Origin of the sequence: Streptomyces antioxidans (assembly GCF_000968685.2) — a bacterium.
GTDB classification, from domain to species: Bacteria; Actinomycetota; Actinomycetes; order Streptomycetales; family Streptomycetaceae; genus Streptomyces; species Streptomyces antioxidans.
Map to the genome: position 1 here is coordinate 113,745 of NZ_LAKD02000027.1, position 25,554 is coordinate 139,298.

22 protein-coding genes and 1 pseudogene are annotated in these 25,554 nt (G+C 71.8%); 9 read left to right on the plus strand and 14 right to left on the minus strand.

Going from position 1 to position 25,554, the window contains the following annotated elements; translation table 11 throughout:
* Positions 1 to 550 precede the first annotated feature (550 nt).
* Positions 551 to 1,756 carry a hypothetical protein gene (locus tag VT50_RS10670; protein WP_143645208.1) on the minus strand — a complete coding sequence of 402 codons (1,206 nt, stop codon included), beginning with the start codon at positions 1,754 to 1,756 and terminating at the stop codon, positions 551 to 553.
* A gap of 14 nt (positions 1,757 to 1,770) precedes the next feature.
* Positions 1,771 to 2,127 carry a hypothetical protein gene (locus tag VT50_RS10675; RefSeq protein ID WP_046084071.1) on the minus strand — a complete coding sequence of 119 codons (357 nt, stop codon included), beginning with the start codon at positions 2,125 to 2,127 and terminating at the stop codon, positions 1,771 to 1,773.
* A gap of 647 nt (positions 2,128 to 2,774) precedes the next feature.
* On the opposite strand from VT50_RS10675, the gene VT50_RS40965 reads away from it, so the two are divergent.
* The 6 genes and pseudogenes from VT50_RS40965 (at position 2,775) to VT50_RS10695 (ending at position 8,910) form a co-directional block, all read left to right on the plus strand.
* The gene (locus VT50_RS40965; protein ID WP_276207302.1) at positions 2,775 to 2,906 is read left to right on the plus strand and encodes a hypothetical protein; all 132 of its coding nucleotides are present in this window, start codon (positions 2,775 to 2,777) and stop codon (positions 2,904 to 2,906) included.
* Between the two features lie 5 nt (positions 2,907 to 2,911).
* Positions 2,912 to 4,192 (plus strand): MFS transporter, encoded by a 1,281-nt coding sequence (locus VT50_RS10680; protein ID WP_240529119.1) that lies wholly within the window; start codon positions 2,912 to 2,914, stop codon positions 4,190 to 4,192.
* A gap of 802 nt (positions 4,193 to 4,994) precedes the next feature.
* A pseudogene (locus tag VT50_RS41320) lies at positions 4,995 to 5,186 on the plus strand (thioesterase domain-containing protein); the annotation flags it as partial.
* A gap of 67 nt (positions 5,187 to 5,253) precedes the next feature.
* Complete coding sequence (locus VT50_RS41325; protein WP_420822191.1) at positions 5,254 to 5,460, plus strand: hypothetical protein; 207 nt, start codon at positions 5,254 to 5,256, stop codon at positions 5,458 to 5,460.
* Between the two features lie 509 nt (positions 5,461 to 5,969).
* Complete coding sequence (locus VT50_RS10690; protein ID WP_046084074.1) at positions 5,970 to 7,169, plus strand: S8 family peptidase; 1,200 nt, start codon at positions 5,970 to 5,972, stop codon at positions 7,167 to 7,169.
* 259 nt (positions 7,170 to 7,428) lie between these two features.
* Positions 7,429 to 8,910, plus strand: a complete 1,482-nt coding sequence (locus VT50_RS10695; RefSeq protein ID WP_063893162.1) for a PLP-dependent cysteine synthase family protein — start codon at positions 7,429 to 7,431, stop codon at positions 8,908 to 8,910.
* Between the two features lie 152 nt (positions 8,911 to 9,062).
* On the opposite strand, the gene VT50_RS10700 is transcribed toward VT50_RS10695, so the two are convergent.
* A complete protein-coding gene (locus VT50_RS10700) occupies positions 9,063 to 9,473 on the minus strand; it encodes a DUF4395 domain-containing protein (RefSeq protein WP_046084075.1) in 411 nt (136 codons plus the stop codon).
* Positions 9,474 to 9,681: 208 nt separating this feature from the next.
* Here VT50_RS10700 and VT50_RS10705 point away from each other — a divergent pair, with 208 nt between their 5' ends.
* Positions 9,682 to 10,116 carry a TlpA family protein disulfide reductase gene (locus VT50_RS10705; RefSeq protein WP_046084076.1) on the plus strand — a complete coding sequence of 145 codons (435 nt, stop codon included), beginning with the start codon at positions 9,682 to 9,684 and terminating at the stop codon, positions 10,114 to 10,116.
* 70 nt (positions 10,117 to 10,186) lie between these two features.
* Here the strand turns inward: VT50_RS10705 and VT50_RS10710 are convergent, their stop codons facing one another.
* From VT50_RS10710 to VT50_RS10720, 3 genes are read right to left on the minus strand one after another with little or no spacing between them, the layout of a single operon-like run.
* The gene (locus tag VT50_RS10710; protein WP_046084077.1) at positions 10,187 to 11,314 is read right to left on the minus strand and encodes an MsnO8 family LLM class oxidoreductase; all 1,128 of its coding nucleotides are present in this window, start codon (positions 11,312 to 11,314) and stop codon (positions 10,187 to 10,189) included.
* A 39-nt stretch (positions 11,315 to 11,353) separates the two neighbouring features.
* Positions 11,354 to 12,730 (minus strand): NtaA/DmoA family FMN-dependent monooxygenase, encoded by a 1,377-nt coding sequence (locus VT50_RS10715; protein ID WP_046084078.1) that lies wholly within the window; start codon positions 12,728 to 12,730, stop codon positions 11,354 to 11,356.
* Positions 12,731 to 12,749: 19 nt separating this feature from the next.
* Positions 12,750 to 13,967, minus strand: coding sequence for an LLM class flavin-dependent oxidoreductase (locus VT50_RS10720; RefSeq protein ID WP_240529121.1), 1,218 nt, complete (start codon positions 13,965 to 13,967; stop codon positions 12,750 to 12,752).
* Between the two features lie 753 nt (positions 13,968 to 14,720).
* On the opposite strand from VT50_RS10720, the gene VT50_RS10725 reads away from it, so the two are divergent.
* Together VT50_RS10725 and VT50_RS10730 are read left to right on the plus strand one after the other, a co-directional pair.
* A complete protein-coding gene (locus VT50_RS10725) occupies positions 14,721 to 15,320 on the plus strand; it encodes a glutathione S-transferase C-terminal domain-containing protein (RefSeq protein WP_053048400.1) in 600 nt (199 codons plus the stop codon).
* Positions 15,317 to 15,877, plus strand: coding sequence for a nitroreductase family protein (locus tag VT50_RS10730; protein WP_240529122.1), 561 nt, complete (start codon positions 15,317 to 15,319; stop codon positions 15,875 to 15,877). Before VT50_RS10725 ends, VT50_RS10730 begins: the two co-directional genes overlap by 4 nt.
* Positions 15,878 to 15,944: 67 nt before the next feature.
* Here VT50_RS10730 and VT50_RS10735 read toward each other — a convergent pair whose 3' ends face one another.
* The 8 genes from VT50_RS10735 to VT50_RS10770 all read right to left on the minus strand — a co-directional run bounded on the left by VT50_RS10735 (position 15,945) and on the right by VT50_RS10770 (position 25,529).
* Positions 15,945 to 17,438 carry an MFS transporter gene (locus tag VT50_RS10735; RefSeq protein ID WP_053048401.1) on the minus strand — a complete coding sequence of 498 codons (1,494 nt, stop codon included), beginning with the start codon at positions 17,436 to 17,438 and terminating at the stop codon, positions 15,945 to 15,947.
* Positions 17,435 to 18,601 (minus strand): LLM class flavin-dependent oxidoreductase, encoded by a 1,167-nt coding sequence (locus VT50_RS10740; protein WP_053048402.1) that lies wholly within the window; start codon positions 18,599 to 18,601, stop codon positions 17,435 to 17,437. The genes VT50_RS10735 and VT50_RS10740 overlap by 4 nt, the downstream gene beginning before the upstream one ends.
* A 79-nt stretch (positions 18,602 to 18,680) precedes the next feature.
* The gene (locus VT50_RS10745) at positions 18,681 to 20,372 is read right to left on the minus strand and encodes a dipeptide ABC transporter ATP-binding protein (RefSeq protein ID WP_046084080.1); all 1,692 of its coding nucleotides are present in this window, start codon (positions 20,370 to 20,372) and stop codon (positions 18,681 to 18,683) included.
* Positions 20,369 to 21,193: an ABC transporter permease gene (locus VT50_RS10750; protein WP_046084081.1), complete on the minus strand. Its 825-nt coding sequence runs from the start codon at positions 21,191 to 21,193 to the stop codon at positions 20,369 to 20,371. Before VT50_RS10750 ends, VT50_RS10745 begins: the two co-directional genes overlap by 4 nt.
* Entirely contained in the window at positions 21,190 to 22,173 is a 984-nt protein-coding gene (locus VT50_RS10755) for an ABC transporter permease (RefSeq protein ID WP_078840527.1), read from the minus strand. The genes VT50_RS10750 and VT50_RS10755 overlap by 4 nt, the downstream gene beginning before the upstream one ends.
* A complete protein-coding gene (locus tag VT50_RS10760) occupies positions 22,170 to 23,786 on the minus strand; it encodes an ABC transporter substrate-binding protein (RefSeq protein WP_046084082.1) in 1,617 nt (538 codons plus the stop codon). The genes VT50_RS10755 and VT50_RS10760 overlap by 4 nt, the downstream gene beginning before the upstream one ends.
* Positions 23,779 to 24,357, minus strand: coding sequence for a GNAT family N-acetyltransferase (locus tag VT50_RS10765; RefSeq protein WP_053048403.1), 579 nt, complete (start codon positions 24,355 to 24,357; stop codon positions 23,779 to 23,781). The genes VT50_RS10760 and VT50_RS10765 overlap by 8 nt, the downstream gene beginning before the upstream one ends.
* Positions 24,354 to 25,529, minus strand: a complete 1,176-nt coding sequence (locus VT50_RS10770) for an aminotransferase-like domain-containing protein (RefSeq protein WP_053048404.1) — start codon at positions 25,527 to 25,529, stop codon at positions 24,354 to 24,356. Before VT50_RS10770 ends, VT50_RS10765 begins: the two co-directional genes overlap by 4 nt.
* Between the last annotated feature and the right edge of the window lie 25 nt (positions 25,530 to 25,554).

The window sequence follows — 25,554 nt, forward strand, 5'->3', positions numbered from 1 at the left end:
CGCCGGTCAGGGGGCGGGGGACGGCTCCGAGGCAGCCCTATGAGGGCCTGCGGGTGCCGGATCCAAGCGCGCGCACGGGCTTCCGCCGCGTGCACCCCCGTGCAGATTCCCCCCGAGACCGCGGGTCGTCTGCCCCACGAGCAGTCGTGCGATCAGCTGCGTCGTGAGCCGTCCGCGCTGTCAGGATTGCAAAGTACGCCGAGTGCTGAACTGCCGAAGTGCGTAAGTGCTGTCGTGCAGAAGTGCAGAAGTGCAGGGCTGTAGCGGCCTGCTGTCGTGCGGGGGGAGCGGTAGTGGTCTCCGCCGTTGCACTGGTTTCCCCCGGGTTCCCCGACCCATCATTCGCCTGCCGCGAACGCCACCGCAAGGTACGACGGCAAGATCTTCGAGTTGGGCGGCCTCACGCTGACCGAAGGCACACCGGCAGCCGAAGACCGCCTCCGATGCCGACCGCGGTGCCACGCCCGGCCCGTGCGCCGCCGCGGCGCACGGGCCGGGGAGTGACAGCGCGATCACGCCACTCGTCCACACCACCCGAGGGGGCGATACGTCAGCTGTTGCTGTTGCAGGTGAACTGGCCGTTCTCCATGTAGATCGGCTCGTCGGCGCCGTCGATCATGAGGGTGCAGCCGGGTGCCGTCCACCCCCGGCCGGCGTTCACGTACACGGCGGCACCGTCAACGCCATCCGGAGGATCGCGGTCAGTGTTCAGGCCCATGCAGTTGGTGGACGGCTCGGCGCCCGCGTTGTTGCAATCGTTGCTCTTGATCGAGGCGGAGCCGGACATGGCTGACTCCCCGAGGTTGCCGAGGTCCTTCTGGACGAACAGCTGATAGCTGGTGTCGGGTTTCAGCTTTTGGGGGTAGCCGATCCCGATCTCCAGACCGTTCTGGCTGCAGGGGTCGGTCCAGAGGTTGTAGTCCGGGTACGGCGCGGAGCTGTCCGGTGCGTTCGTTCCCCAGACGCCACCCGTCTCCCATGTGGTGGCCCAGAAATCAGCGTCGGCGTCGCCGTCGCCGAAACAGAACGGGCGGGTCCAGGAGAGGTCGTCGTTGTAGAGGGTGACGCCCACTTCGAGGCCCCAGTCGTCCGGGGTGTCGGCAGGTGTGTGACCTCGTTCGGAGTCCCAGCTCAGGAGGGTCTCGATGACGGCCTGTCCGTCCCGCTCGTACGCCTCCGACTCCCACCACGACGGGAGGTGGGTGTCAAAGTCGTTGGCTAGCGGCCCCGCGCCGTTCTCACCGTTCGTGCGGAGTTTGTCCGCCATCGCCTCCGACTTCTCGGGGAGCTTGACGGGGCCGTTCTCCACCCGTACGGTCGGGGCGCCTGCCAGGAGATCGCGGAGCCGTTCGACGGTGGCCGCGGGGGTCTTCTCCGGTACGGACACTTCAGCCGCGACAGCGGCTCGGCCGAACTGGGTTCGGAAGGCCTTGTCAACCTTCTCCGCCTGGTCGGTGGCCGATTCTCCGGGTACGGACACATACCCGCCGACGACGCCGTTCCCGCCGAACCGGAGGTCGGCAAGCTCGATGCCGGTGTCCTGCGTGGCGGTCAGCGCCTCGGCCACCGAGACCGGGTGATCCAGCCGAATCCTCTGCGGCACGCCGGGGTTCGCGCGCTCTCCCTGGGCGCTCCGCTCGGGGCTCGCGGCCGGTGCGGATTGCGCGAACGCCGGAGCGGGCAGCAGGCCCAGTACTCCGACGGTCAGCACCGCCGATAACACCGAAATTCTCGCCCGTACCGTCCTTCGTCGCATGTGCTTGAGCATTCTCACTCCTCAGACTCCGAATCTGGATGCGGAGGCTCCGAATCCTGTGCCGAAACCCTTCGCCCCTCGGCCATGAGCCGGTTCCTGATCACGAGAGTGACCACGAGGCACACCAGGAGTCCGCATGCTGCGACGAATGCGGGCAGCATGCTGAACCCCGTGGTTGTGGAGAACTCCGCGCCCTGTGCCGTGACATGGCAGCGGACCGTGAACAAATCGGCTTCCCGACCGTGGTAGCTTCCGCCGAATTTCAGACCGATCTCATCCAGGCATTCCTGGCGGCGCACCCCCCACTCGGCGAGGAGTGCCACGAACGCGCAGACCTGGGCGACGATGAGTACAGCCAGCAGGCGCTGCACAGAGGCCTTGGAATTTCGGTCTGGGCGACGAGCAGTCACTGAAAACGCCTTTCTCATTCCCCCTCTCGGCCCCAGCCGTCTCACCAGATTAAGGATGTGTGACAAGTAGAGGGAAGAGGGCAACGATGCTGGAGCAGCCTTCCGGACACGAGGCCACCTCTGTGTGAGGTGTGTGAATGGACAGTGAACCGCATGCTGAGGCATCCGGCGATTCCGTCGCCGACAAGCGACAACACTGCCTCTTGCAGCTCCGGAGGTACCTCCTTTTAACGGAAGAACGGCCGAGAATCCTCCCCTCATGCTTGCGATGTCGGTGATCGTAAACGACGCCGAGCTGGTCCAAAGCCGGGCGGTGGTCGGCGTGTCCGGGCCCACAGATGAACGGTCAACTTCCCTTTGCCATCGTGTGGTTGTAGACCGACAGCCCGCTGGGCGAGACTGAGGAGCTGCTCAGCGCGGCTGACCGACAGCTTGAAGCCGCCAGGCTCCGAGCTCTCTCGGCGGTGTTCGTGGCCGAGGGCGACGTCCCGACCGGCCCGACCGGCAAGGTCCTCAAGCGCGAGCTCCGTGCGCGCCGAGCCTGTGCCCTCCTCGGCGGATCGACCGTAAGAGCCCAGGATCTTCACACACAGAAGGAGAGATGCCCCATGCCCGTTCACTCCCCAACGCGCGACCGAGCGACCGGGACGCGGTTACCGGCCCCCGAGGAGAACCTCGGCGCGGCCGACGAGCTGGTTTCCCGGGTGCCCGCCCGGCTGGCCCGCGTCGAGTGCGCATGAGCCGGATGAGCCAACTTCCGCGGCTCTCCCGGGGGTTCACCTTCTGGCTGATCGCCACGGTCCAAGCCCTGCTGCTCTTCGCGTCGAGCGCGCCCTCGCCGCTGTACGGGGTGTACCAGGCCGAGTGGGGCTTCTCCGCCACCATGCTGACCGCCGTCTTCGCGGTGTACGCGATCGCGCTGCTCGCGGCGCTGCTCGTGGTGGGCGGCGTCTCCGACCACATCGGCCGACGCAAGGTCCTGGGGGCGTCCCTGGTCGTCGAGGTGGTGAGCATGCTGCTGTTCTTCACCGCCGACGGTGTCGGCCCGCTCCTCGCGGCGCGCGCCGTCCAGGGGCTGGCCACCGGTGCCGCGACCGGCGCGACCAGCTCCGCCCTGCTCGATCTGCAGCCCCCGGACCGGCCCCGTCTCGGCCCGCTGGTCAACAGCCTCGTGCCCCTCGTCGGCCTCGCACTCGGCGCGCTGGGATCCGGGCTCCTCGTCGAGTACGCGCCCGCACCGAAGACCCTCGTCTACGGGTTGCTCCTAGTGGTGTTCGTGCTCGCGGCGCTCGTCGTCCCGCTGCTGCCGGAGACCTCGCCGAGGAGTCCGGGTGCGGTGGCCTCGCTGGTGCCGCGCATAGCGGTGCCGCACCAGGCGCGGCCACTGTTCCTGACCGTGGCGCCCTGCCTGTTCGCGGTGTGGGCGGTCGGCGGCCTGTACATGTCGCTCGGCCCGTCCATCGCGGTCCGCACGCTCCATCTGAGCGGCCACCTCGTCGGTGGCCTGGTCATCTTCGCCCAGACCGGATCGGGGGCACTCGGCTCGCTGCTGCGCCGCAAACATCCACCGCGCCGCACCATGACCCTCGGCTTCGTGGCCTTCCTCGTCGGCATCGGCGCCACCCTCGGTGCCCTCGCCATCCCCTCCCCGGCGCTCTTCTTCACCGGCATCGTCATCGCCGGTTACGGCTTCGGCACCGGTTTCCTCGGAGCCTTCCAGACCATCGCGCCGCTGGCCGGTCCCGATGAGCGCGCGGGGCTCGTGGCGGGCATGTACGTCGTGTCCTACCTGGGCTTCAGCGTGCCCGCGGTGGTCGCGGGCCTCGCCGTGCAGAAGGTCGGGCTCTCCACCACCACGACGGCGTACAGCATCGCGGTCATGGTCCTCGCCGTCGTGGCCTGCGCCGGACTCCTCGTCCAGGAACGCCGGGAGAAGCGTACGGCCGCCGGGGCACCCCATCTCCTGCCGCCCGGGGCGGCCCCCGCCCCGCCCGTCGCCCGAGCCGCCGACGCAGATCACCACTGACCACCGGAAAGAACCCTGCCCGACACACCCCCTGCCCCTCGGCCCTGGCCATGCCGCGAATTGGACGGCCGCGGTCACCAGGGGGTGGTCCTGCGCGGCGGCGGTGCTGTTGCCGATCAACGGCGCAGGAGACTCCGAAGGTTTTAACGGCCAACCGCGGTTTCGGCATCAGTGGACACCGGCAGACAGCGTGGGCGGGGTCGTACGCTCCACGTCCACCGCAACGGCGTGAAACACGCCGCGTCGCGTCTGTGACAATGCTTCCACTCGTGGCGCCGAGAGAACATCATCCTTTCCGATCCGCGTTGCTAGCATCGTTGCCCATGGAGGGCTTCCGCACGCTCGCACCACGGTCCACAGGCCGATTGACACTGTCGTGGCGGCAGCCGTCACGCGACAGCTTCCGCACGGCGGATTCCCGTCGGCGCCCCGCGCACCACCGGATGAGCCCGGCCGATATGTAAACCCCGCGGCGTGGTCCGGATTCCCGGACCGCGACCACCGGCGGACCCCGAAACCGCGGTCGGCCCGAATCCCCGCGCCCCGCCGGACCGGGCCTCATCACGCCCGTTTCTGATGCCACTTCACCCCGAACGACCACGGTACGCACGCACCACGACAAGACGCCCACTCTCTCGACCCAGCCGAGGAAGAGCTAGATAAGTGATCGCCCGCTGTACCCGCGCACTGCCTACCAACGGGACATCTGGTTCTCGGACGCCCTTTCACCGGAGTCTCCGCAATTCTCGATCGCACTGCGCGAAAAGTTCACCGGGGACATCGACCTGGAGGCCGGGCACTCTTGTGCATCCCCTATGCCGGAGCCGGCGCCAGCCTCCTCCGCCAGTGGAAACGTCACTCCTTCCGGCGGATCGAAGTGGAGCCGGTGCAACACCCGGGCCGGGAGGAGCTGTTCGCCGAGGAGCCCCGCACCAGCATGGCCGAGGTCGTCGAGCTGTGCGTCGAGCGGATGCGGAAGCTGGGCCAGGACGCGCCGTTCGCCCTCTTCGGACTTCGGACACAGCTTCGGCGCGCTCGTCGCCCACGAGACCGCACACCGCCTGGCCGCCGAAGGGCCACGGTTGCCCGAGCGCCTGATCGTGAGCGGCGCGGCCGCGCCCTGCTGCCCAGGCCGGTCACGGGAAGCGGCTCGCTGGCCGATGACGCGTTCGTGGCGCGTGCCCGCGAGGTCGTGGGATACGACCACCCCGCGTTCCACGACGCCGAGTTGCGCGGGCTGGTGCTGCCGTCGCTACGGGCGGACCTGAGCATCAGCGACCGGTACGCGCCCAGCTCCACGGACCTGCTGCCGGTCCCCTTCACGGTGCTGCGCGGCGCCGACGACCAGCTGGTGTCCCGGCCGGACGCGGAACTCTGGGTGAAGGCCACCTCGCGGCCCACCGAACTGAATCGAGCTGCCCGACGACCATATGTACTTCTCCCTGGACCCGAAGCCACTGCTCACCGAGGTCGACGCGCTCTTCGCCCCGCCCGCCGACTGAGCGGCGCCGAGCCGCCGCAGGGGACACGGGCTCCGCCGGATGTGACGCGGTGTGTACGGGTGATTGCGGGAACTTGACCGCCCGCAACGGCACATGACCCACCGCTACGTGTGCGTGTCGTGTTGATGTCAGCCCTTGCCGCCCGCACACCGCCCGGCGAATCCTCGACGAGCCGGAAGCGTGACCATGCGCTCCCCGCGAACCGCGCACGGCCCACCACCCGCAGAGCGCGCACGCACCACAGCGCGCCACCGACCGAGGAGGACTCCCTCGCGATGGCAGTGATGCGTACCACCAAGCGGCGGATCGCCGCAGGAATCGCCGCCGCGGCGGCCATCGGAGCAGCCACCGTGCTCCCCGCCCACGCCGCCCCGGCCGAGGGCACGATCGTGAACGCCGGAGCCGCGGAGGCGGTCCCGGGCAGCTATCTCGTCACCCTGAAGAAGACGGCCGACGTCAAGGCATCCTCCGCCCGGGGCAAGGACCTCATATCCGGGTACGGCGGCGAGGTGAAGCGCACCTTCACCGCCGCGCTGAACGGCTACGCGGCGAAGCTCGAACCCGCCGAGGCCAGGAGACTCGCCGCCGATCCGGCGGTCGCCTCGGTCGAACAGGACCAGAAGGTCCATGCCGACGCGACCCAGACCAACGCCCCCTGGGGCCTGGACCGGGTCGACCAGTCCAGGCTGCCGCTGAGCGGCACGTACACCTACCCCGACAGTGCCGGCAGCGGCGTGACCGTCTACGTCCTCGACACCGGTGTGCGGATCACCCACACGCAGATCAGTGGGCGGGCGTCGTACGGCTACGACTTCGTGGACAACGACACCACGGCACAGGACGGCTACGGCCACGGCACCCACGTGGCCACGACCGTCGCCGGAACCACCTACGGCGTCGCCAAGAAGGCGAAGATCGTGGCGGTCCGGGTGCTGGGCAATGACGGGTCCGGCACCACGGCCGGTGTCATCGCGGGCGTGGACTGGATCACCGCCAACCACTCCGGCCCGTCCGTCGCCAATGTGTCGCTCGGCGGCGGCGCCAGTACCTCCCTGGACAACGCGGTGGCCACGTCGATCGCGTCCGGGGTGACCTACTCCATCGCGGCGGGCAATTCCAACGCCGACGCCGCGAACTACTCCCCCGCCCGGGTGCCGACCGCCCTCACCGTCGGCGCCACCACCAAGACCGACGCACGGGCAAGCTACTCCAACTACGGCTCGACAGTGGACCTCTTCGCCCCGGGCTCGGACATCACGGCCGGCTGGAACACCTCCGACACCGCCACCTACACGGGCTCCGGGACCTCCTTCGCGGCGCCGCACGTCTCGGGCGCCGCGGCGATCTACCTCTCGGGCCACACCTCCGCGTCCCCGTCCCAGGTGGGAACCGCGCTGGTGAACGGGGCCACCTCGGGGGCGCTCTCCGGCATCGGTTCCGGCTCGCCCAACAAGCTGCTCAAGATCGTGCAGTGACACCCTGATCGGCACACCGGACCTCCGATGATCAACCCCGCCGCCCGCCGGGTCCCACCCGGCGGGCGGCACTTCGCCGTCCGGCGGTCATGAGGCTTTCCGCCTGGATCGGCCGTATCGCCGAGGCCGCCACTGACCGCGGCTGCGTGTCGCCGCGCCCGTACCGCCGCGGGAGGTGGTGAAACGGACCAGACTGTCAGCTGACCGACCCCTTCGACTCCACGGCCCGCACCGGACCACACTCAGGCGGAACGCAACCATGACTCTTCACGAATCGCTCCTCGACACCGTCGGCAACACCCCGCTGGTCAGACTCACCAGGATCGCCTCCGGGGTGCCCGCCCCCGTCTACGCCAAGGTGGAGTTCTTCAACCCCGCCAGCAGCGTCAAGGACCGGGCGGCGCTGGGCATGGTCCTGGCGGCGGAGAAGTCCGGGGCCCTGGCGCCCGGCGGCGTCATCGTCGAGGGGACCTCCGGCAACACCGGGATGGCGCTGGCCATGATCGCCGCTCAGCGGGGCTACGGATCGATCGTCGTCGTCCCGGACCGTACGAGCCCCGAGAAGATCAAGACGCTCAGGGCGTACGGCGCCGAGGTGGTCGTCACCACGGGGGCGCTCCCCCGTGAGCATCCGGAGCACGTGCGCAACGTCGCCGCGCGCCTGGCGGAGCGGACACCCGGTGCCTGGTACGCCAACCAGTACGACAACCCGGCCAACCCGGAGGCCCACCGGACCACGACAGGACCGGAGATCTGGGCCGAGACCGGCGGCCGGGTCACCCACTTCGTCGTCGGCGTCGGCACGGGCGGAACGGTCACCGGGACCGGCGGCTTCCTCAAGGAGGCCAGCGGTGGCCTGGTCCAGGTGATCGGCGCGGATCCGCTGACCTCCACGTACTCGGGCGGCGACGGAAGTCCGTACTACGTGGAGAGCATCGGCCACTATCTCCATCCGCAGACCGCGGAGGACGAGTACCCGGAGTCGTACGACCCGTCCGTGGTGGACCGGTTCGAGCGGATCGGGGACCGTGAGTCGATCACGGTGGTGCGCAGGCTGGCCCGCGAGGAGGGCATCCTCGCGGGCGGCTCGGCGGGCACGGCGGTGGCCGCGGCGCTGCGGGTGGCCGCCACCCTCACCCCGGACGACCTGGTGGTGGTCCTGCTCCCGGACTCGGGCCGGGGATATCTGTCGAAGTACTTCGACGACGAGTGGCTGCGGCGCTTCGGCTTCCTGGAGGATCTTACGGGGAGGCCGACGGTCGCCGACGTCCTGGGCGACCGTCCGGTCCCCCGCACCGCCCTTCCGTCCACGGCCACGGTGGCCGACGCGCTCGGCGGCGACTTCACCGCCGCCGGAGCGCTCGTCCCGGTGCGTCTCCCCCGCTCCGGCGACAACGCGACGACCGATGTGTCCGAGGTCATCGGCGCCGTCCGGCCCGATGCGCTCCGCGCCCTGGTGGCCGGGGATCCCCCGGCGTCCGCCGCCCCGCTCCACGGCCATCTCCTGCCCTCTCCCCCGGCGGTGGGCATCGGCGAGCCCGTGGACGAGGCCGCCGCCCGGCTCGCCGAGGACGCCGCGGGCACCGCCTGGGTCCTCATCGACGGCCGGGTGTCCGGCACCGTCACCCACGACGCCCTGCGGCAGGCCACCGGCCACGTCCCCGCTGCCCGCGACGCGGGACCGGCGGGCCGGGCGACCCCGCCCGACGTGGGCGGGCGTGACGGAGCCGCACGGTCGTGAAGGTGGCGCCGGAGGCTGTACACGATCGCAATTACGCCGTGGACGACTACGGCGAAGGCGCCCGCGCCTACCGCAAGGTCATCGGGGTGGAGCCGGTGCGTCAGCCCCCGGCCTGACGAAGCTCCACCCGCAGAGCTCCCGCGGGCGGGTGATCAGGCGCTTCGGACGCGGCGCACCAGCAGGTACATCTCGCAGCCGAGGCAGTAGCCGAAGGCCGCGTTGAGGAAGGCCGCCGCGAGGGCCAGAGCGGTCGCGGCCAGGCCAAGCCAGTCCCCGCCGGTGAGATAGCCGACGGTGCCGAGCAGCCCGAAGGCGGCGCCGACACCCTGGGCGAAGCGGGGCGGCCGGGCGTCCTCAAGCTCACCGGGCGGAGAGAGCCTGGGACGGACGGCGACCCGGTACAGCCAGCCGTACGGGGAGTACCGCAGGCCGCCGAACGCACCGAGCGCGAAGACCACGGTCTGCGCGGCGAGCAGGGCACCGCTGCCGGTGATCAGCACCGCGGACAGGACGAGTGTGGTGAGCGCGGCGGCGAATCGGGGGCCGCGCGGGTCGATCTGCATGGGGAGGACTCCGGAAGGGCGGGAACGGCGATGACCGGTGCGGAGGTCAGCGACAGCCGGATGCCGTGGCCCGGCACAGGTCGACCACACGGCGGCTGGTCAACCGCGGCGAACGGATGGAGTCCATGGCGGCCATCGTAGGGGACGGACGGTCGGGGGGCGATGGCCGGTTGTCCCCGGAGGGAACGGGTGAATGCAGACTGGTGGCATGACCGGCTTGGTGGTGTGTGTGGCGGTGCTCGTTCTGGCGAGCGTCGTCGGAGTGGCGCGTGCTATGTACGGCGGGAGGTTCCGGGCGCGGCAACGGGACGGCGCGGTGCGCCTGTCGGCGGTGGAGCTCGGAACAGAGCTGGGGGACCGGGCGACCCTGGTTCAGTTCTCCACCGCCCTCTGCGGGCCCTGCCGGGCGACGCGGCGTCTGCTGGCGGAGATCTCCGGGGCGGTGCCGGGGGCGACGCATGTGGAGATCGACGCGGAGGACCGGCTCGACCTGGTCAAACGGCTGGGGGTCGTGCGGACGCCGACCGTGCTGGTGCTCGACCGGGGCGGCCGGGTCGTCGGCAGGGCGTCCGGACAGCCCCGGCGCGCGGAGGTGCTGGCGGCCATCGACAAGGCGACCGGGGCCACGGCCGCCGCGCCGTGACGGCGAAGGGCCCCGGCCCACGTCAAGCAGCACGGCGTTCAAGCCCTTGATCGCGGTCCGGGCCCTCGGTTCAGCGGCGTCGCCACTCCTCGGCGAGCAGTTCGTAGGAGCGCACCCGGTCGGCGTGGCGGTGGGTGATGGTGGTGATGAGCAGTTCGTCCGCGCCGGTGGCCTCCTGGAGTTGTTCGAGCTGGTCGGCGACGTGCGCGGGTGAGCCGACGAATTGGGTGTCCACCCGGTCGGCGACCAGCTCCCGGTCCGCGTCGGACCAGGGGTGGGCGCGGGCCTGTTCGGGGGTGGGGAAGGGAATGGCCCCCTCGGCGGTGCGGATGCTGCGGACCCACAGACCGTAGCCGGTGGCGCGGTCGCGGGCGGTGGCGTCGTCCTCGGCGACCACCACATCGGCGGAGACGCTGACGTACGGCTTGTCGAGCACATCGGACGGCTGGAACGCGGCGCGGTACGCCTCGACGGCCTCCAGCACGGTGGCGGGGCTGACGTGGTAGTTGGCCGCGAAGCGCAGCCCGCCGCTGGCCGCGACCCGGGCGCTCTGCCCGCCGCTGCTGCCGAGGATCCACACCTGTACATCGGCGTGTTCGCCGGGGATCGCGTGTGCTTCGACACCGTCGGCGGAACGGTAGTCACCGCGCAGCAGCGCGAGGATGTCGTCGATCTGTTCGCCGTAGTCCTGAGCTTCCGCGCCCGGCTGCTGGAGGAGCCGCCGCTGGAGGGCGATGCGTGGCGACCCGAGCAGCCGCTGGAAGGAGAATCCGGGCGGGATGCGCAGGCCGTTCGGCGTCCGTCCGTCGATGACGGGTGTCGTGGTGGGCGCCGCGTCGCCGGTGCGCTCGGTGGGGCGTCCGCCGGAGCGGCCGAGCCCGAGGTCCAGCCGTCCGGGATGCAGGGCGTCGATCAGGCCGAACTCCTCGACCGTGGACAGGGCGGTGCGGTGGCCGAGCTGGACGGCCCCGGAGCCGAGGCGGATGGTGGAGGTGGCGGCGGCGGTCAGGGCCAGCACGACGGCGGGCGAGGTCCCGGCCACGCCCGGGTTGAGGTGGTGTTCGGCGAACCAGTAGCGCGCATAGCCGAACCGCTCCGTCCGCTGGGCGAGATCGACGCTGTTGCGCAGCGCCTCGGTGGCGGTGGAGCCGGAGGAGATGGGCACGAGGTCGAGGACGGCGAGGGGGATGCCGGACACGGTCGGGTTCTCCTCAGCGGGGTCGGCGGACGGGAGACGTCATGACGCGGCGCGTTCCTGGTGCGCCTCGGTGCCGGGGTGGGCCAGACCGAGGTGGTCGCGCAGGGTCGTGCCCTCGTACTCGGTGCGGAACACACCGCGCTCCTGCAGCAGCGGGACGACGGTGTCCGCGAAGGCGTCCAGACCGCCGGGGGTGATGTGCGGCACGAGGATGAAGCCATCACTGGCGTCGGCCTGGACGAAGGAGTTGATGGTCTCGGCGACCGTGGCCGGGGAGCCGATGAACGACTGGCGGTTGCCGGTCTCGATGACCAGGTCACGGATGGACCACTTGTTCGCCGCCGCCAGCTCCCGCCACTCCCGGGCGACGGCCAGTGGATCGCGGTACATCCGCACCTGGGCGCGGCCGCGGGCGATGGTGTGCTCACCGGGGTCGGGATCGATGTCGGGGAGCGGGCCGTCCGGATCGTACGCGGACAGGTCGCGGTTCCAGACGAACTCCAGGTGTTTGATCGCGGTAGCGCCGCTGACCTGTTGGCGGCGTACCTCGTGGGCCAGCTCCCGCGCCTCGGCGTCGGTGTCACCGAGGACGAAGGTGGCGGCGGGCAGGATCAACAGCTGGTCGTGGGTGCGGCCGTGGCGGGCGAGGCGGCCCTTGACGTCCGTGTAGAACGCCTGCCCCTCCTTGAGGGTGCTGTACCGGCTGAAGATGGCGTCGGCGGCGGCCGCGGCGAACTCCCTGCCCTCCTCCGAGTCACCGGCCTGGAAGATCACCGGACGGCCCTGTGGGCTGCGCGGGACGTTGAACTGCCCGGCGATGTCGAAGTGCTGTCCCTGGTGGGCGAAGGCTCCGGCCCGCGCGTCGCCGAGGAAGGTGCCCGAGGTCTGGTCGGCCACGATCTCATCACCCCGCCAGGAGTCGAACAGCTCGGTGGCGGTGGCCAGGAACTCCTTGGCCCGGGAATACCGCTCGTCCTGCGGGAGGAAGCCGCCGCGGCGGAAGTTCTCCCCGGTGAAGGCGTCCCACGAGGTGACGACGTTCCACGCGGCGCGCCCGCCCGACAGGTGGTCGAGGCTGGCGAACTGGCGGGCCACCTCATAGGGCTCGTTGAAGGTGGAGTTGATGGTGCCGGTGAGGCCGAGGCGGTCGGTGACGGCGGCGAGCGCGGAGAGGATGGTGAAGGTGTCCGGCCGCCCCACCACGTCCAAGTCGTAGATGTTTCCGCCCTGTTCGCGCAGCCGCAGCCCTTCGGCGAGGAACAGGAAGTCGAACTTGGCGCGCTCGGCGGTGCGCGCGAAGTGGGCGAACGAGCTGAACTCGATGTGGCTGCCCGCCTCCGGATCGCTCCACACGGTGGTGTTGTTGACACCGGGGAAGTGGGCCGCCAGATGGATCTGCTTGAGCGGTGTGCTCATGGTCGGTGGTCCCTCCGGCTCAGACGGTGGCGTAGCGGTTGGCGGGGCGGGCGAGACCCAGCAGCCCGCGCAGGGTGTCGGCCTCGTAGGACCGGCGGAAGGCGCCGCGGCGCTGGAGTTCGGGCACCAGGCCGCGGGTGATCGCCTCGAGGTCGTGGCCGATCACACCGGGGCGCAGCCGGAAGCCCGACAGTCCGGCCGGCTGCCAGCTCAGAAGCAGCTCCGCCAGCTGTGCGGGGGTGCCGGTGAACACCTTGGCGTCACTGGTGTACGGCTGCCCCGCGACGGCGTCCAGGCGCTCCAGCCGGGCGGCCGCGGCACCCGGTTCGTCGTCGAGGAACACCACCAGGTCACCGAAGATGTGCACGGGCTCCTCGGCGCGACCCGCCGCGGCCTGGGCGGTGCGGATCTCGGCGACGGTGGCGCGGGCCTGGTCCGGGTCGTGCGGGGTGATGTAGCCGATGTCGGTGGAGGTCGCCACCAGCCGGTACGGCACGCTCTGGTGGGCCAGTGCGCTGACGACCGGCTGCCCCTGGGGCGGCCTGGGGGTGATCGAGGGGCCCTTGACGCTGAAGTGCCTGCCCTCGAAGTCGATGTAGTGCAGCTTGTCGCGGTCGATGAAGCGTCCGGTGGCGACGTCCCGGATCTCGGCGTCGTCCTCCCAGCTGTCCCAGAGGCGGCGCACCACCTCGATGTAGTCGGTGGCCTCCTCGAAGAGCTCGGCGGTCAGCTCCCGGACCACCGGGGTGTCCAGATCCTCGGGGCCGAACCGCGGCAGGGTGCGGCGGCCGAAGTGTTCCGCCTCGTGGCGCCGCCTGGACACCCGGATCCGCAGCCCCGCGCGGCCGGTGCTGACGTAGTCCAGGGTGGCGATCGCCTTGGAGATGTGAAACGGCTCGGTGTGGGTGGCGACGACGGTCGGCACCAGCCCGATGTGCCGGGTCAGCGGTGCGACCCGGGAGGCGATGAGCACCGCGTCCAGCCGCCCGCGCACCTGGTCGGTGCGGCCGTCGGGTTCGGTGCGCCGCGAGGACTGGAGCGAGAGCCCGTCCTCGAAGGTCACGAAGTCGAGCAGCCCGCGCTCGGCCTCGGTGACGACATCGGTCCAGTACGCCGGGTCGAACAGCTCCCGGGGCCTGGCCTGCGGCTCGCGCCACGCCGCCGGGTGCCAGCCCGCCCCGTCGAGGGCGACGGCGAGGTGCAGGGGTGTGGAGGGTGTGGATGAGGTATCGGACACGAAGGGTGCCTCCCTGGTCGGCCATGGGTGATCACCGCCCCTCATCGGGAGGGCGCGGTGTCCTCGGGGTGATCAGGTCAGCGGCGACAGAGCGCGCCGGCGACGCGCAGCAGGTCGATGTGGTGCCGGGAGTACAGCCGGACACCACCGCGGAGGGCCGGAGCCGGCGCGGACGGGCAGATCATCGGCCGCGACACCATCGCCTCCCGTTCCCGTTCCCGACGGGCCTTCGGGCCCTGGCTGATATCTCGGAACGCTACGTGAGGCCGGTGACCCCACGCAATCGTCAACCCGGGCGGGGCCGCGGCATATTCCACGGCGCCCATGGGTAATCCGACGAAAGTGTGGGCGACCTCGCTGACGCGTGGTGCTCCGATGACGGGATCGGTGGAGATGTTCCGGACTGACGAGACGCGGGCATCGGCCCGTCGGCCGCGATCTTCGCGCCCGACGCGGCCGCTGCGTCCTCGTTCCCTGACCAGGCGGCTGCACATCGACCTGCTGCGGATCTGCAGCTCCTACCACCCAGCGGGCCCGCGGTCCCTCTAATCGCGACCGTTCTGATCGCAGCCCCGGTTCCGAGCTGCCCGGGGCCCCGCCACGCGCCCTTGGAGAGTCATGCCCGAGACGAATGCGCTCCGTTCCTCTCCCGACACATCCCCCGTCCCACCCGCGTCTCCCCACCACCGCATCCGCAGCCGCATCGGGACCGAGACCGCGGGCGGTTTCTCTCCGACACCGCACCGGTATGAGGTGTTTCTGTCACCGGGCTGCCCGCGTTCGCTGCGGGTCGCGATCACCCTCGCGCTGCTGCGGCTCGACGATTCCATCGCCACCATCCTCGTCACTTCCCCGGGGGCCACATGCGGCGTGGCCGGGTCCCTGCGCCGGGCCTACGAGGCCACCTGGCACCACTACGACGGGCCGCAGACCGTGCCCGCGCTGTGCGACCGGTGGAGCGGGCGCGTGGTCAGCAACCACACGCCCGACATCCTCCGCGATCTCGCCGTGCGCCTCGCCGACCCGGCCGAAGCGGGCGGGGCCCGGCTGCGTCCGGCGGCGCTCGCCGCCGACATCGACGCCGTCCACGCTCTCCTGGCGGACCTGCCCGCCGTGCTGGCGCCTCTCGACGCCCGGCTGGCCGCCGGGCCATTCGCCCTCGGTGGCGAGCTGACCGCGGCGGACGTGGACCTGTGGGTGGCGCTCGCGTACCTGGGCGACCGCGCCGCCGACGGAGCGCCGCTTGCCGCCCGGTATCCGCGCCTCGCGGACTATGTGCGCCGACTGCGCTCCCACCCCGCCTTCCAGCGTGGCCTCGCCCTCACCCGCGGCGTGGCCGAGGAGGCAGCGTGACCGGCCCGCGAAGTGACACGGACGGTGGCGCTGACAGCGGTACGGGCAGCCCTCTGGCCCTGGATTCCGCCTCCCAGGACCTGCTCTTCCTGCGGGCCCACACCGCCAACGCCTTCGCGGACGGCCCGGTCTCCGACGAGACCGTCAGGGAGATCCACGATCTGGTGGAATCCGTCCCCACCGCCTCCGGAGGGCAACCGCTGCGCGTGGTCCTGGTGCGTTCCACGGCGGCCCGGGAGAGGCTGCTGCGCCATATGTCGCGGGGCAACCGGGAGAAGACCGCGCTGGCACCACTGGTCGCCGTGCTGGCCGTTGAGCGTCCGTCGGCCGTCCCGGACGGCGCGCTCCAGGCGGCGTACTTCATCATCGCGGTGCGTGCCGCCGGGCTGGCCGCCGGGCCGATGAGCGGATTCGACGCGGAGGGCGTCGGCCGAGAGTTCTTCGCCGACACGGAGCACTCGGCGCTGATGGTGGTCAACATCGGCTGGCCGACACCGGACGGCCACCGCCCGCGCGGGCCCCGGCTCGACTTCGACCAGGTCTTCTCCACGGTCTGAACGGTCCGAGCCGAGTGGCGGAAGTCTCAGCCGCGTGGCGAACGCCCCGGCCACCGATGCGGACGGGCTATGGGCGGGCCTCCGGCGGCACCGGTGTCCCCTGTTTCCCCGCGCGGGGTGGCGCGCCGTGGGGCGGTTCGGAGGGATCGGGTACGCCGGTGTCCGTTCGGGCGCCGCGCAGGACGGACACCGCCAGTGCGACGGCCAGTACGCCCGCACAGGTGAGGCTCGTGTGCCAGTAGGCCGACCGGTGGTGGGCGGTCCCCACCGCCGCGGTGTGCAGATAGACACCGGAGATGGCCGAGACACCCACGGCGGCGGCGATGCGCTGGGACATCTGCAGGACTCCTCCGGCCACCCCGGCGGCCTCCCGCGGGGCGTGGCGCAGCACCAGCGCCTGGTTCGGGGAGACGGTCAGCCCGGAGGCGGTGCCCGCGCAGAACTGGGTCAGGCCGAGGATCACCGGCAGTGCGGGGGCAGGGGCGCACAGCGCGGCGAGGCCGCTGGCCAGTACGGAGCACACGCTGAGAGCGAGTCCGAGCGTCACCGTGTGGCGGCCGATGCGCCGCACCACGCGCCAGGCCAGCGCGGAGGAGATGCCCATCGCCACCGCCGAGGGCAGGGTGACGACGGCGGCGGCCGCGGCGGGCAGCCCGATGCCGTCCTGCAGGAACATCGTGAGCACCAGTGATCCGGCGATCGAGGCGCCGAACTGCGCCATCGCCACGGCCGTGCCCAGTGCGAACGGCGCGGACCCCACCAGCGAGGGGTGGAGCAGCGGGCGGCCTCCCGCACGGATGAGGCGGCGCTGCCACACCGGGATGAGTCCGGCCACGGCGCAGCCCGCGGCGGCCGAGCCCGTCACCGCCGCCCCATGTGACGGGGTCTGGATGAACGGCACCATCACCACCAGCGCCAGGGCCCCGACCAGGACGGTGCCGACCGGATCCAGGTCGGTGTGGCCCGCGTTCGGCCGGGGCGCGGGCAGATACCGTACGGCGAGCACCAGTGTGGCCAACCCGAAGGGGACGGTCAGCAGGAGGGTGAGCCGCCAGCCGAGGCCAGGTCCCGCGGCGGCGATCAGCGCCCCGCCCAGGGGCGGGCCGAGCGCGGCCGCCACTCCGCTGGTGACCGCGTAAAGGCCCAGGGCGCGGGCCCGGTCATGGCCGCTGAACACGTCCTGAATGGTGCCGATCACCTGGGAGTTGACCAGGCCCGCGGCAGCGCCCTGGAGCAGTCGTGCCGCGATGACCGTCCACGGGTGGGTGGAGACCGCGGCCACCACACCGACGGTGGTGAACGTCGCGAGACCGGCGAGGAAGAACGTCTTGCGGCCGTGCACATCGCCGAGGCGGCCACCGGGGACGAGGGTGAGGCCGAAGGACAGGGAGTACCCGGCCACGATCCACTGCACTTCGGTGGCGCTCGCGTGCAGGGAGGTGCGCAGCACGGGGATGGCGATGTTGAGAACGGAGTTGTCCAGCAGGGTGGTCGTTCCGGCGGCCATGCAGACGGCGATCACTCGGCGCCGACCGGTGTCGAACCGGCTGGCGGCCGTCATGCCGGGCCCCGGCCGAGGTCACGGGAGAAGACGGCGGTCCTCATCGGTCGGTGCCGTTTCTCGGCGCTCCTCGCGGACGTGCTGACGGACAAGGCCGAGCCGAGGGCGAGGCGGGTGTACGCGGTGCCGGGGCGCAGCAGACTCGCGGTGCCGATCAGTGTGCCGCTCGGTTCGTCCACGGCCACCAGCAGATCTCCGGCGGCGGCGCGGCCGGGCGCGTCGCGCAGCAGGGCCAGCCGTTCCGGGCGGGGTGCGCTGTTACGGCTGCGGAAGCCCTCCTCGGTGAGGACCGCGACCCGTTCGTGCTCGTGGGCGTGTGCGGTGTGGACGCGGGGGACGCTGACGCCATCGGTGAGCGGTTCGACGTCGGGCAGTGGTCCGTCGGGGTCGTAGCCGGACAGGTCGCATCCCCATACCTGTTCGAGCTGTGCGATCGCTCCCTGTGGGGAGACCTGCTGGAGGCGGATGTGGCGGGCACGCTCACGCGCCTCCGCCGCGGTGTCGCCCAGCACAAAGGTGGCCTGGGGAAGGATCTTCAGATCTCCGGGGGCACGGCCGTAGGCGGCGAGCGGACCCTTGACGTCGGCGTAGAAGGCCTGGCCCGCCGCCAGTTCGGCGTGGATGGTGTAGATCGCGTCGGCGGTCGCGGCGGCGGACTCACGGCCGTCGCCTGAGTTTCCGGCCTGGATCAGCACGGGGTGGGCCCGGGGACCGCGCGGCACCGTGGGGCGCGCGGAGATGTCGAACTGCGGTCCCCGATGGCGTACTTCCGCGATGGCACCGTCCTTGACGAAGACCCCGGCGGCGGGGTCGGCGGCCACCGCGTCCGGAGCCCAGGCGTCCCACAGCTCGCGGGCGACCGCGACGAACTCCGCTGCGCGGGTGTACCGGTCGGCGCGGTCCAGGAAGCCGCCCCGGCGGAAGTTCGCGCCGGTGAAGGTGTCCGATGAGGTGACCACGTCCCATGCGGCGCGCCCGCCGGAGAGGTGGTCCAGGGTGGCGAACCGCCGGGCGAGCGCGAACTTCCCGCGCTCGGCGGTCTGCGCCAGCTGGCGGAAGGAGGAGAAGTCGATCTGGCTGCCGGAGTTCGGATCGCTCCAGACGGTGTTGTCCACCCCGGGGCAGGCCGCCCCGAGGGGCACCTGCTTGACGGGTTCGCTCATGCCGGACTCCCGGTGGTGATGTGGGGGATGCGGGGGCGCGGCACCCCGGAGTGGCGGCCCGCCACGGGAGGGACACGGTTCACGACGCCCGCAGCTCCTGCCCCGGGAGCGAGGCCAGCAGTTCGCGGGTGTACGGATGGCCCGGCGCCTCGAACACCTCGTCGACGTCGCCGCGCTCCACGACCCGGCCGTCCTTGAACACCAGTACGCGGTCGGTGAGATGGTGCACCACGCCGAGGTCGTGCGAGATGAACAGCAGCGAGGTGCCCAGTTCGGCACGCAGGTCGGCGATCAGGTCGAGCACCTGGGCCTGGATGAGCACGTCGAGGGCGGACACCGGCTCATCGCACACGATGATCTCCGGTTCACCCATCAGCGCCCGCGCGATCGCCACCCGCTGCCGCTGGCCACCGGACAGCGACCGGGGCCGCCGGATGAGGTGTTCCGCGCTCAGCCCGACCCGTTCCAGGGCGGTGGCGGCCAGTTCGCGCCGCCGGTCTCGGGAATCCGCCCCGTGGATGTTCTCCGCCAGTACCTGGCCCACCGTCCAGCGCGGGTCGAAGGAGCTCAGCGGATCCTGCGGTACGTACTGGACCAGCCGGCGCGAGTCCCTGCGCTCCCGCTCGGTCAGCGCGCTCCACGGACGGCCGTGCAGCCGCACTTCGCCGGAGTCCGGCCGGGTGAGGGCGAGCACGATGTCGGCGCAGGTGGTCTTGCCCGAGCCGGACTCCCCCACGATGCCCAGCGCCTCCCCCCGGTGCAGCCGGAAGGACACGTCGTCCAGGGCGGTGAACCGCTGCCGCCCGCCCGTACCGCTCCGGCCGCGCACCGGGTAGGTCTTGGTCAGGCCCCTCGCCTCCAGGACCACGTCGCCGCCGGGCCCGGGCGGAAGGCGGCGTACGGTGGCGGACGGCGCGGACACCCCGGTCGCCGGGCGGTCACCGGTCAGCCGTGCGCCGCGCGAGGCGGCCGTGGGGATCGCCGCCAGCAGCCGCCGGGTGTAAGGAGCGCCGGGGCGCCGCAGCACCTGGTGCGCCGGTCCGTCCTCCACCACCCGGCCGCGCTCCATGACCAGGACGCGGTCCGCGATGTCCGCGACGACGGCCAGGTCATGGCTGATCAGCAGCAGTCCGGTGCCGTCGGCCACCCGGTCGGCGAGCACCTGGACGATCTGCCGCTGCACGGTCACGTCCAGTGCCGTGGTCGGTTCGTCGGCGACGATCAGCCGCGGTTTCGCGGCGATGGCGGAGGCGATCAGCGCGCGCTGCCGCAGCCCGCCGGACAGTTCATGGGGGTGGGCGTCGATCCGCCGCTCGGGGTCCGGCATGCCCACCGCGCGCAGGGTCTCGAGCACCCGGTCCCGCACCCGGCCGCGCGGCTCCAGCCGATGGTGGCGGATGGCCTCACCGGCCTCCTGGCCCACGGTGCGCAGCGGGTCGAGCGACACCAGCGCGTCCTGCAGGACCAGCCCCGCGAACGGGCCGCGCACGGCCCGCCAGTCCCGCTGCGAGAAGCCGAGCGCGTCCCGGCCGTCCACCCGCAGGGCGGCGGCCTCGGGGACCGCCTCCCGGCCGTTCAGTCCGACGAGGGACCGGGCGGTGACGCTCTTGCCGGAGCCGGACTCCCCCACGATCGCCACGCACTCGCCGGGATGGACGGCGAAGGAGATGTCTTCCACGGCCCGTACGGTTCCCGCCGGGCCGCGGAAGGAGACGCTGAGTGAGTCCACCTCGACCAGCGGCCGGTGCGCCGCCGCGTCATGTGCGGTCATGGGGTCCTGCCTTCCAGGAGGAGTTGCAGCCTGCGGCCGACGACGGTGAAGGCGATCACCGTCACGGTCATGGCCAGACCCGGGAAGAGCCCGGCCCACCAGGCGGTACGGAGGATGTCGCGGCCCTCGGAGAGCATCACGCCCCATTCGGGGACCGGGGGCTGCGGTCCGAGGCCGAGGAAGCTCAGCCCGGAGACGGCCACGATCGAGGTGCCGATGTCGATGGTGGCGATGACGGGGACGGCCACCAGGACGTTGGGGGCGATGTGCCGTGCCAGGATCCAGCCGCGGCCCCGGCCCTGGACGACGGCGTGGGTGACGTATGCGGCGTCCCTGACCGACCGGGTCTGCGCGCGGATCACCCGGGCGAACTTCGGCACGCCGGAGACGCCGATCGCCACCGCGATGTTGAGGACACCGGGCCCGGTGAAGACCACCACGAGCATCGCCAGGAGCACGCCCGGAAACGCGGAGACCACATCGAGGGCCCGCGCCACGGCCTCGTCGGCCGCCCGGCCGGACAGCCCGGCGAGGACACCGGTCAGCAGGCCGAGGACCAGGCTGATGAGCATGGCGGCCACCCCGAGCAGCAGGGAGTAGCGGGCCCCGTGCACCACCCGGGCGAACACGTCCCGGCCCAGCAGGTCGGTGCCGAACCAGTGCCGCGCGCTGGGCGCCTGCAGCGATTCGGGCATCGAGGAGCGCAGCGGGTCGGCGGCGCCGAAGAGGCCGGGGAAGGCCGCGGCGAGCAGCAGTACGGCGATGAGCGCGGCGCACAGGGCGGTGGGGGTGTGGCGCAGGGGGCCACGACGTGTGGTCATCGGGTCCTCAGCCTCGGGTCGATGAGCAGGTTGACGATGTCGACGAGCGTGGAGATCACCACGTACGCGAACGCGGCGAGCAGGACGACGGCGAGCACGACCGGCACGTCCTTGTTGGTCACGGCGGTCAGCGTGACGGCGCCGAGCCCCGGACGGCCGAAGACGGTCTCGGTGATGACGGCGCCGCCGAGCAGGTTGCCGATCATCCAGCCACCCAGGTTGATCACCGGCGCCAGGGCGTGTCTGAGGGCGTGGCGCAGCCGCACCAGGGTCTCGCCGACGCCCCGTGCGCGGACGGTGGTGATGAACGGCTGCTCCAGCGTGGCCTCCAGGGACTCGCGCAGCACCTGCGACAGCAGCCCGGCCATCGGCAGCCCGAGGGTGACGGCGGGCAGCACCAGCGAGGCCACACCGCTGTCGGCGGTGAGCGGGAACCAGCCCAGGCCGAAGGAGAACACCATCAGCAGCAGGATGCCGAGCCAGTACACCGGCATGGAGGTGGCGACGAGTTCGGCCACCGAGGCGAGCGCACGCAGCGGACGGGCCCGGCCCGCCGTGCCGACGGCCACGGCCAGCGCGAGGCCGACGGCCACCGCGGCGGCCGCCAGGGTGAGCTGGACGGTCGGCCACAGCTGGTCGCCGACGACGGAGGCGACCTGCTGCCGCATCGCGTACGAGGTGCCGAGGTCGCCGTGGGCCAGCCGCCACAGATAGTCGAGGTACTGCACGAGGGGCGGTCGGTCCAGGCCCCATTCCGCGGCGACCGCCTCCTGGGCGCCCGGATAGGTCTGGTCACCCACCAGGATGTCCTCAATCTTCCCCGGCATCGCGTGCAGCACCACGTACGCGACGGTGGCGGCGGCCCACATCACGCCGATGCCGGTGGCGACGCGCGCGGCGGCCCGCCGCAGGGCCACGGGGGCGCTCGCTCGGGTGCCGGTGTCGGCGGTGGGCTCCGCCGCGGCGGTGGCGGCGCTCATCGGCCGACCCGTACCGCGTAGTTGTTGGCGGGCGAGTCGAGCTGGGTCTCGAAGCCGAGGCCGTGGACCTCGTCGGTGGCGGCGATCTGGTAGTGCGGGGCGAACAGCGGCACGATGTACGCCCGGTCCACGGCGCGCCGCTGGATCCTCGCCAGCAGCGGGCGCCGCTCGTCCAGGTCGGTGGTGGCCAGGGCCCGGTTGATCATGGCGTCGAGCTTTCTGTCGTATCCTCGGACGTTGCCGTAGAGGAACTCGGTGCTGCCGAGGACCTGGCGCAGTTCCATGCCCGCGTCCAGTGGGTTGAGCGTGTTCGGGTAGATGGTCCAGTCGCCGTGGGCCTTCTGGTCGGTGAACTCCCCGGCGGTGTTGATCTTCAGGTCGAGGTCGAGTCCGATGTTCTGCCGCAGCTCGGCCTGTAGCGCCTCGATCAGCACATCGCGGTTGTCGCGTACGTACGGCTGCGGGTAGCCGACCTCGATGGTGAGCCGCTTGCCGTGCTTGGTGCGGTAGCCGTCGCCGTCGCGTCCGGTCCATCCGGCCTCGTCCAGCAGCCGGTTGGCCCCCTTGGGGTCGTTGCCCCAGCTGCCCTTCAGCGAGGCGTCGTAGTCGGAGTTGTCGGGCCCGATGTTGGACCAGGCGCGGGGCACGGTGCCCCGGTAGACGGCGCGCACCACCGCGTCCAGGTCGGCGCCGTCGCGCAGTGCCCGCCGCACCCGGATGTCGGCGCCGGGCCCCCGGGTGTAGTTGATGTTGAGGGTGAAGGAGGTCTGCCGGGAGGGTCCGGTGAGGTACTGGAAGCCCTTGACGTCCTTGAACAGCGGTACGTCCAGGGGCTGTACGCCCTCGATCACGTCGACCTGGCCGGAGGAGAGCGCCCCCGCGCGGGTGGAGTACTCGGGCAGGAAGCGATAGGTGACGGTGTTCAGACGCGCCGGACCGCGGTGCTCGGAGTGGCCGGGCGGCCAGTCGTAGCGGGGGTTCTTGGCGAAGCGCACGGACTGGCCACGGGTGTAGCCGTCGACGGTGAACGGGCCGGTGCCGACGAGCGACCGGCTCGCGTCACACAGGGTGTCGCCCTTCTTCAGCGAGGCGGGCGAGAGGAAGCCCAGCTTGACGCTGGAGAGCGACTCCAGGAGCGAGGAGTCGGGCTTCTTCAGCTCGATCCGCAGCGTGTGCGGGTCGGGGGCGGTGCTGCGCCGGTAGTTGACGAGAAGGCTGGCGGCGTCCGTGGCGTTCGCCGGGTCGGCGACGTAGTCGAAGTTGACCTTCGCCGCCTTCGCGTCGAAGCGGGTGCCATCGCTGAACGTCACATCGTCGCGGAGCCGGAAGGTGTACGCCGTACCGCCCTTGGAGATCTTCCAGCGGGTGGCCAGCCAGGGTGCGAAGGTGCCGTCCGGTTTCTTCGCGATGAGTGAGTCGACATAGTTGCGGATGATGATGAAGGCGTTCTGCTGGGTGGAGCGGTGTGGGTCGAAGCACTGCGGTTCGGTGGTGACACCCCAGGTCAGGGAGGTGCCGGAGGCCGAGGTGGGGGATCCTGCACCGGACGGGGCGCATCCGGCGAGCAGCAGCGTGGCGATCAGGACGGCGGCGAGCGGCCGGAGGTCACGCATGGCTCCCCCGCTCCGCGGCACCACCGGTGGCGGGCAGCCGTTTGGCGAAGCAGACGCTGTACGGGTCGCGGGAGTAGGGCGGATAGGGCGGGATGCGGTACCAGCCCTCGCGGGTGTAGAGGGCGGCGGCCTCCGGCTGCCGGACACCGGTCTGCAACATCAGCTCCGCCACGCCCCGTTCGGCCGCGGACGCCTCGACGGCGGCCAGGGCCGCCGCGGCCAGTCCGCGGCCACGGTGGTCGGCGCGGACGAAGACGCGCTTGATCTCCCACCGGTCGCCGGGCAGGGCGCGCAGCGAGGCGGTGGCGACGGGTTCGCCGGAGCCGGTGAAGGCGACCCAGGTGACGGCCACTTCCTCGGCGGTGGGCGGGGGCGGCAGATGCGGGCGCGGCCCGAAGGCGGCGTAGCGGGGCTTGATCTCGGCGTCCATCAGCGTCCGCAGTTCGGCGGCCGCCGGGTCGTCCCAGTCGAGCGCCACCCAGCGGACGGACCCGTCCGGGGCGGGCGCGGGACTGGGCGCGATGGCCGGGGTGGCGGCGGGCGCGGTGGCGGAAGTGGGCGTATGGGTCATCGGGGCGTCTCCGGGTGCAGTGCCTCGGCCAGTCGGCCGACCGCCGTGGCCATGTCCTGTTCGGCCACGGCGCCGATGCCGAGGCGGATGTACCCCGGGGAGCCACTGCCGCCGGGCGGGGAGAAGTGGCCGCCGACGCCGAAGTCCGTGCCGAGCGCGTGGGCGCGGGTGCGCGCCGCGCGCAGATCCGGATCGTCGTCCAGCACCTTCGCCCACAGGAACAGCCCGCCCTCCGGCAGGGCGGCCTCGATACGGCCCGGGAGCGCCGCGCCGAGCGCCGCGTGGAGGGCGCGTGCCCTGCGCCCGTACAGCGCCCGCGCGTCGTCGGTGATGCGGTCGAAGCGACCGGGGGTGGTGAGGAGCGCGGTGGCGATGGCCTGGGTGAGGGTGGAGGGGTGCTGGTCCTGGTTGGCGCGCAGCCGCGCCACCGCGGGGAGCAGCCAGGGCGGGCCGCTGATCCAGCCGAGGCGCAGACCGGGCCCGAGGGTCTTGGAGAAGCTGTTGACGCGGACCACCCGGTCGCTGTCGGTGCTGAGCTGGGGTACGGGGTCGCCGGAGTACCGCAGTTCGCGGTACGGGCTGTCGGCGACGACCGTGAAGCCGTAGCGCTCGGCGAGTTCGACGAGCCGGACGCGGGCGGGGGCGGGAAGCGTGGCGCCGGTGGGGTTGTGGAAGTCGGGCACGGTGTAGAGGACCTTGGGGCGGGCCCCGCCTTCGAGCGCCGCCGCGAGGGCGTCGGTATCCAGGCCGTCCGGCCCGGTGGGGACCGGCAGGTATCCGACATGGGACCGGCCGAGGACGCGCAGCGCGAGCGGGTAGACCGGGTCCTCGACGGCGACCAGGTCGCCGGGGTCGAGCAGGGCGTCGAAGACCAGCGAGAGCGAGTGGAGTGCCCCGTTGGTGACGAGCACCCGGTCCGCGGCGACCCCTTCGTGGCGGCCGATCCACTCGCGCAGCTCCGGTGTCCCCTCCACACCGGAGTACTGGAACGCGGTGGTGGCGGCCGGACCGCCGAGCACCCCGGCCGCGGCCTCGGCCAGCTCCTTGACGGGCAGCGCCGCGTCGGCGGGGGTGCCGCTGGTGAGCGGGAGGAAGCCGGGGACTCCGGTCGGTGGCGGGTCGCCGAAGCCGCCCAGGGCGGTGGTGTCGGCACCGCGGCGGGAGAGGGCCATGAGGTGTGTCTCCAAAGGACGGGTC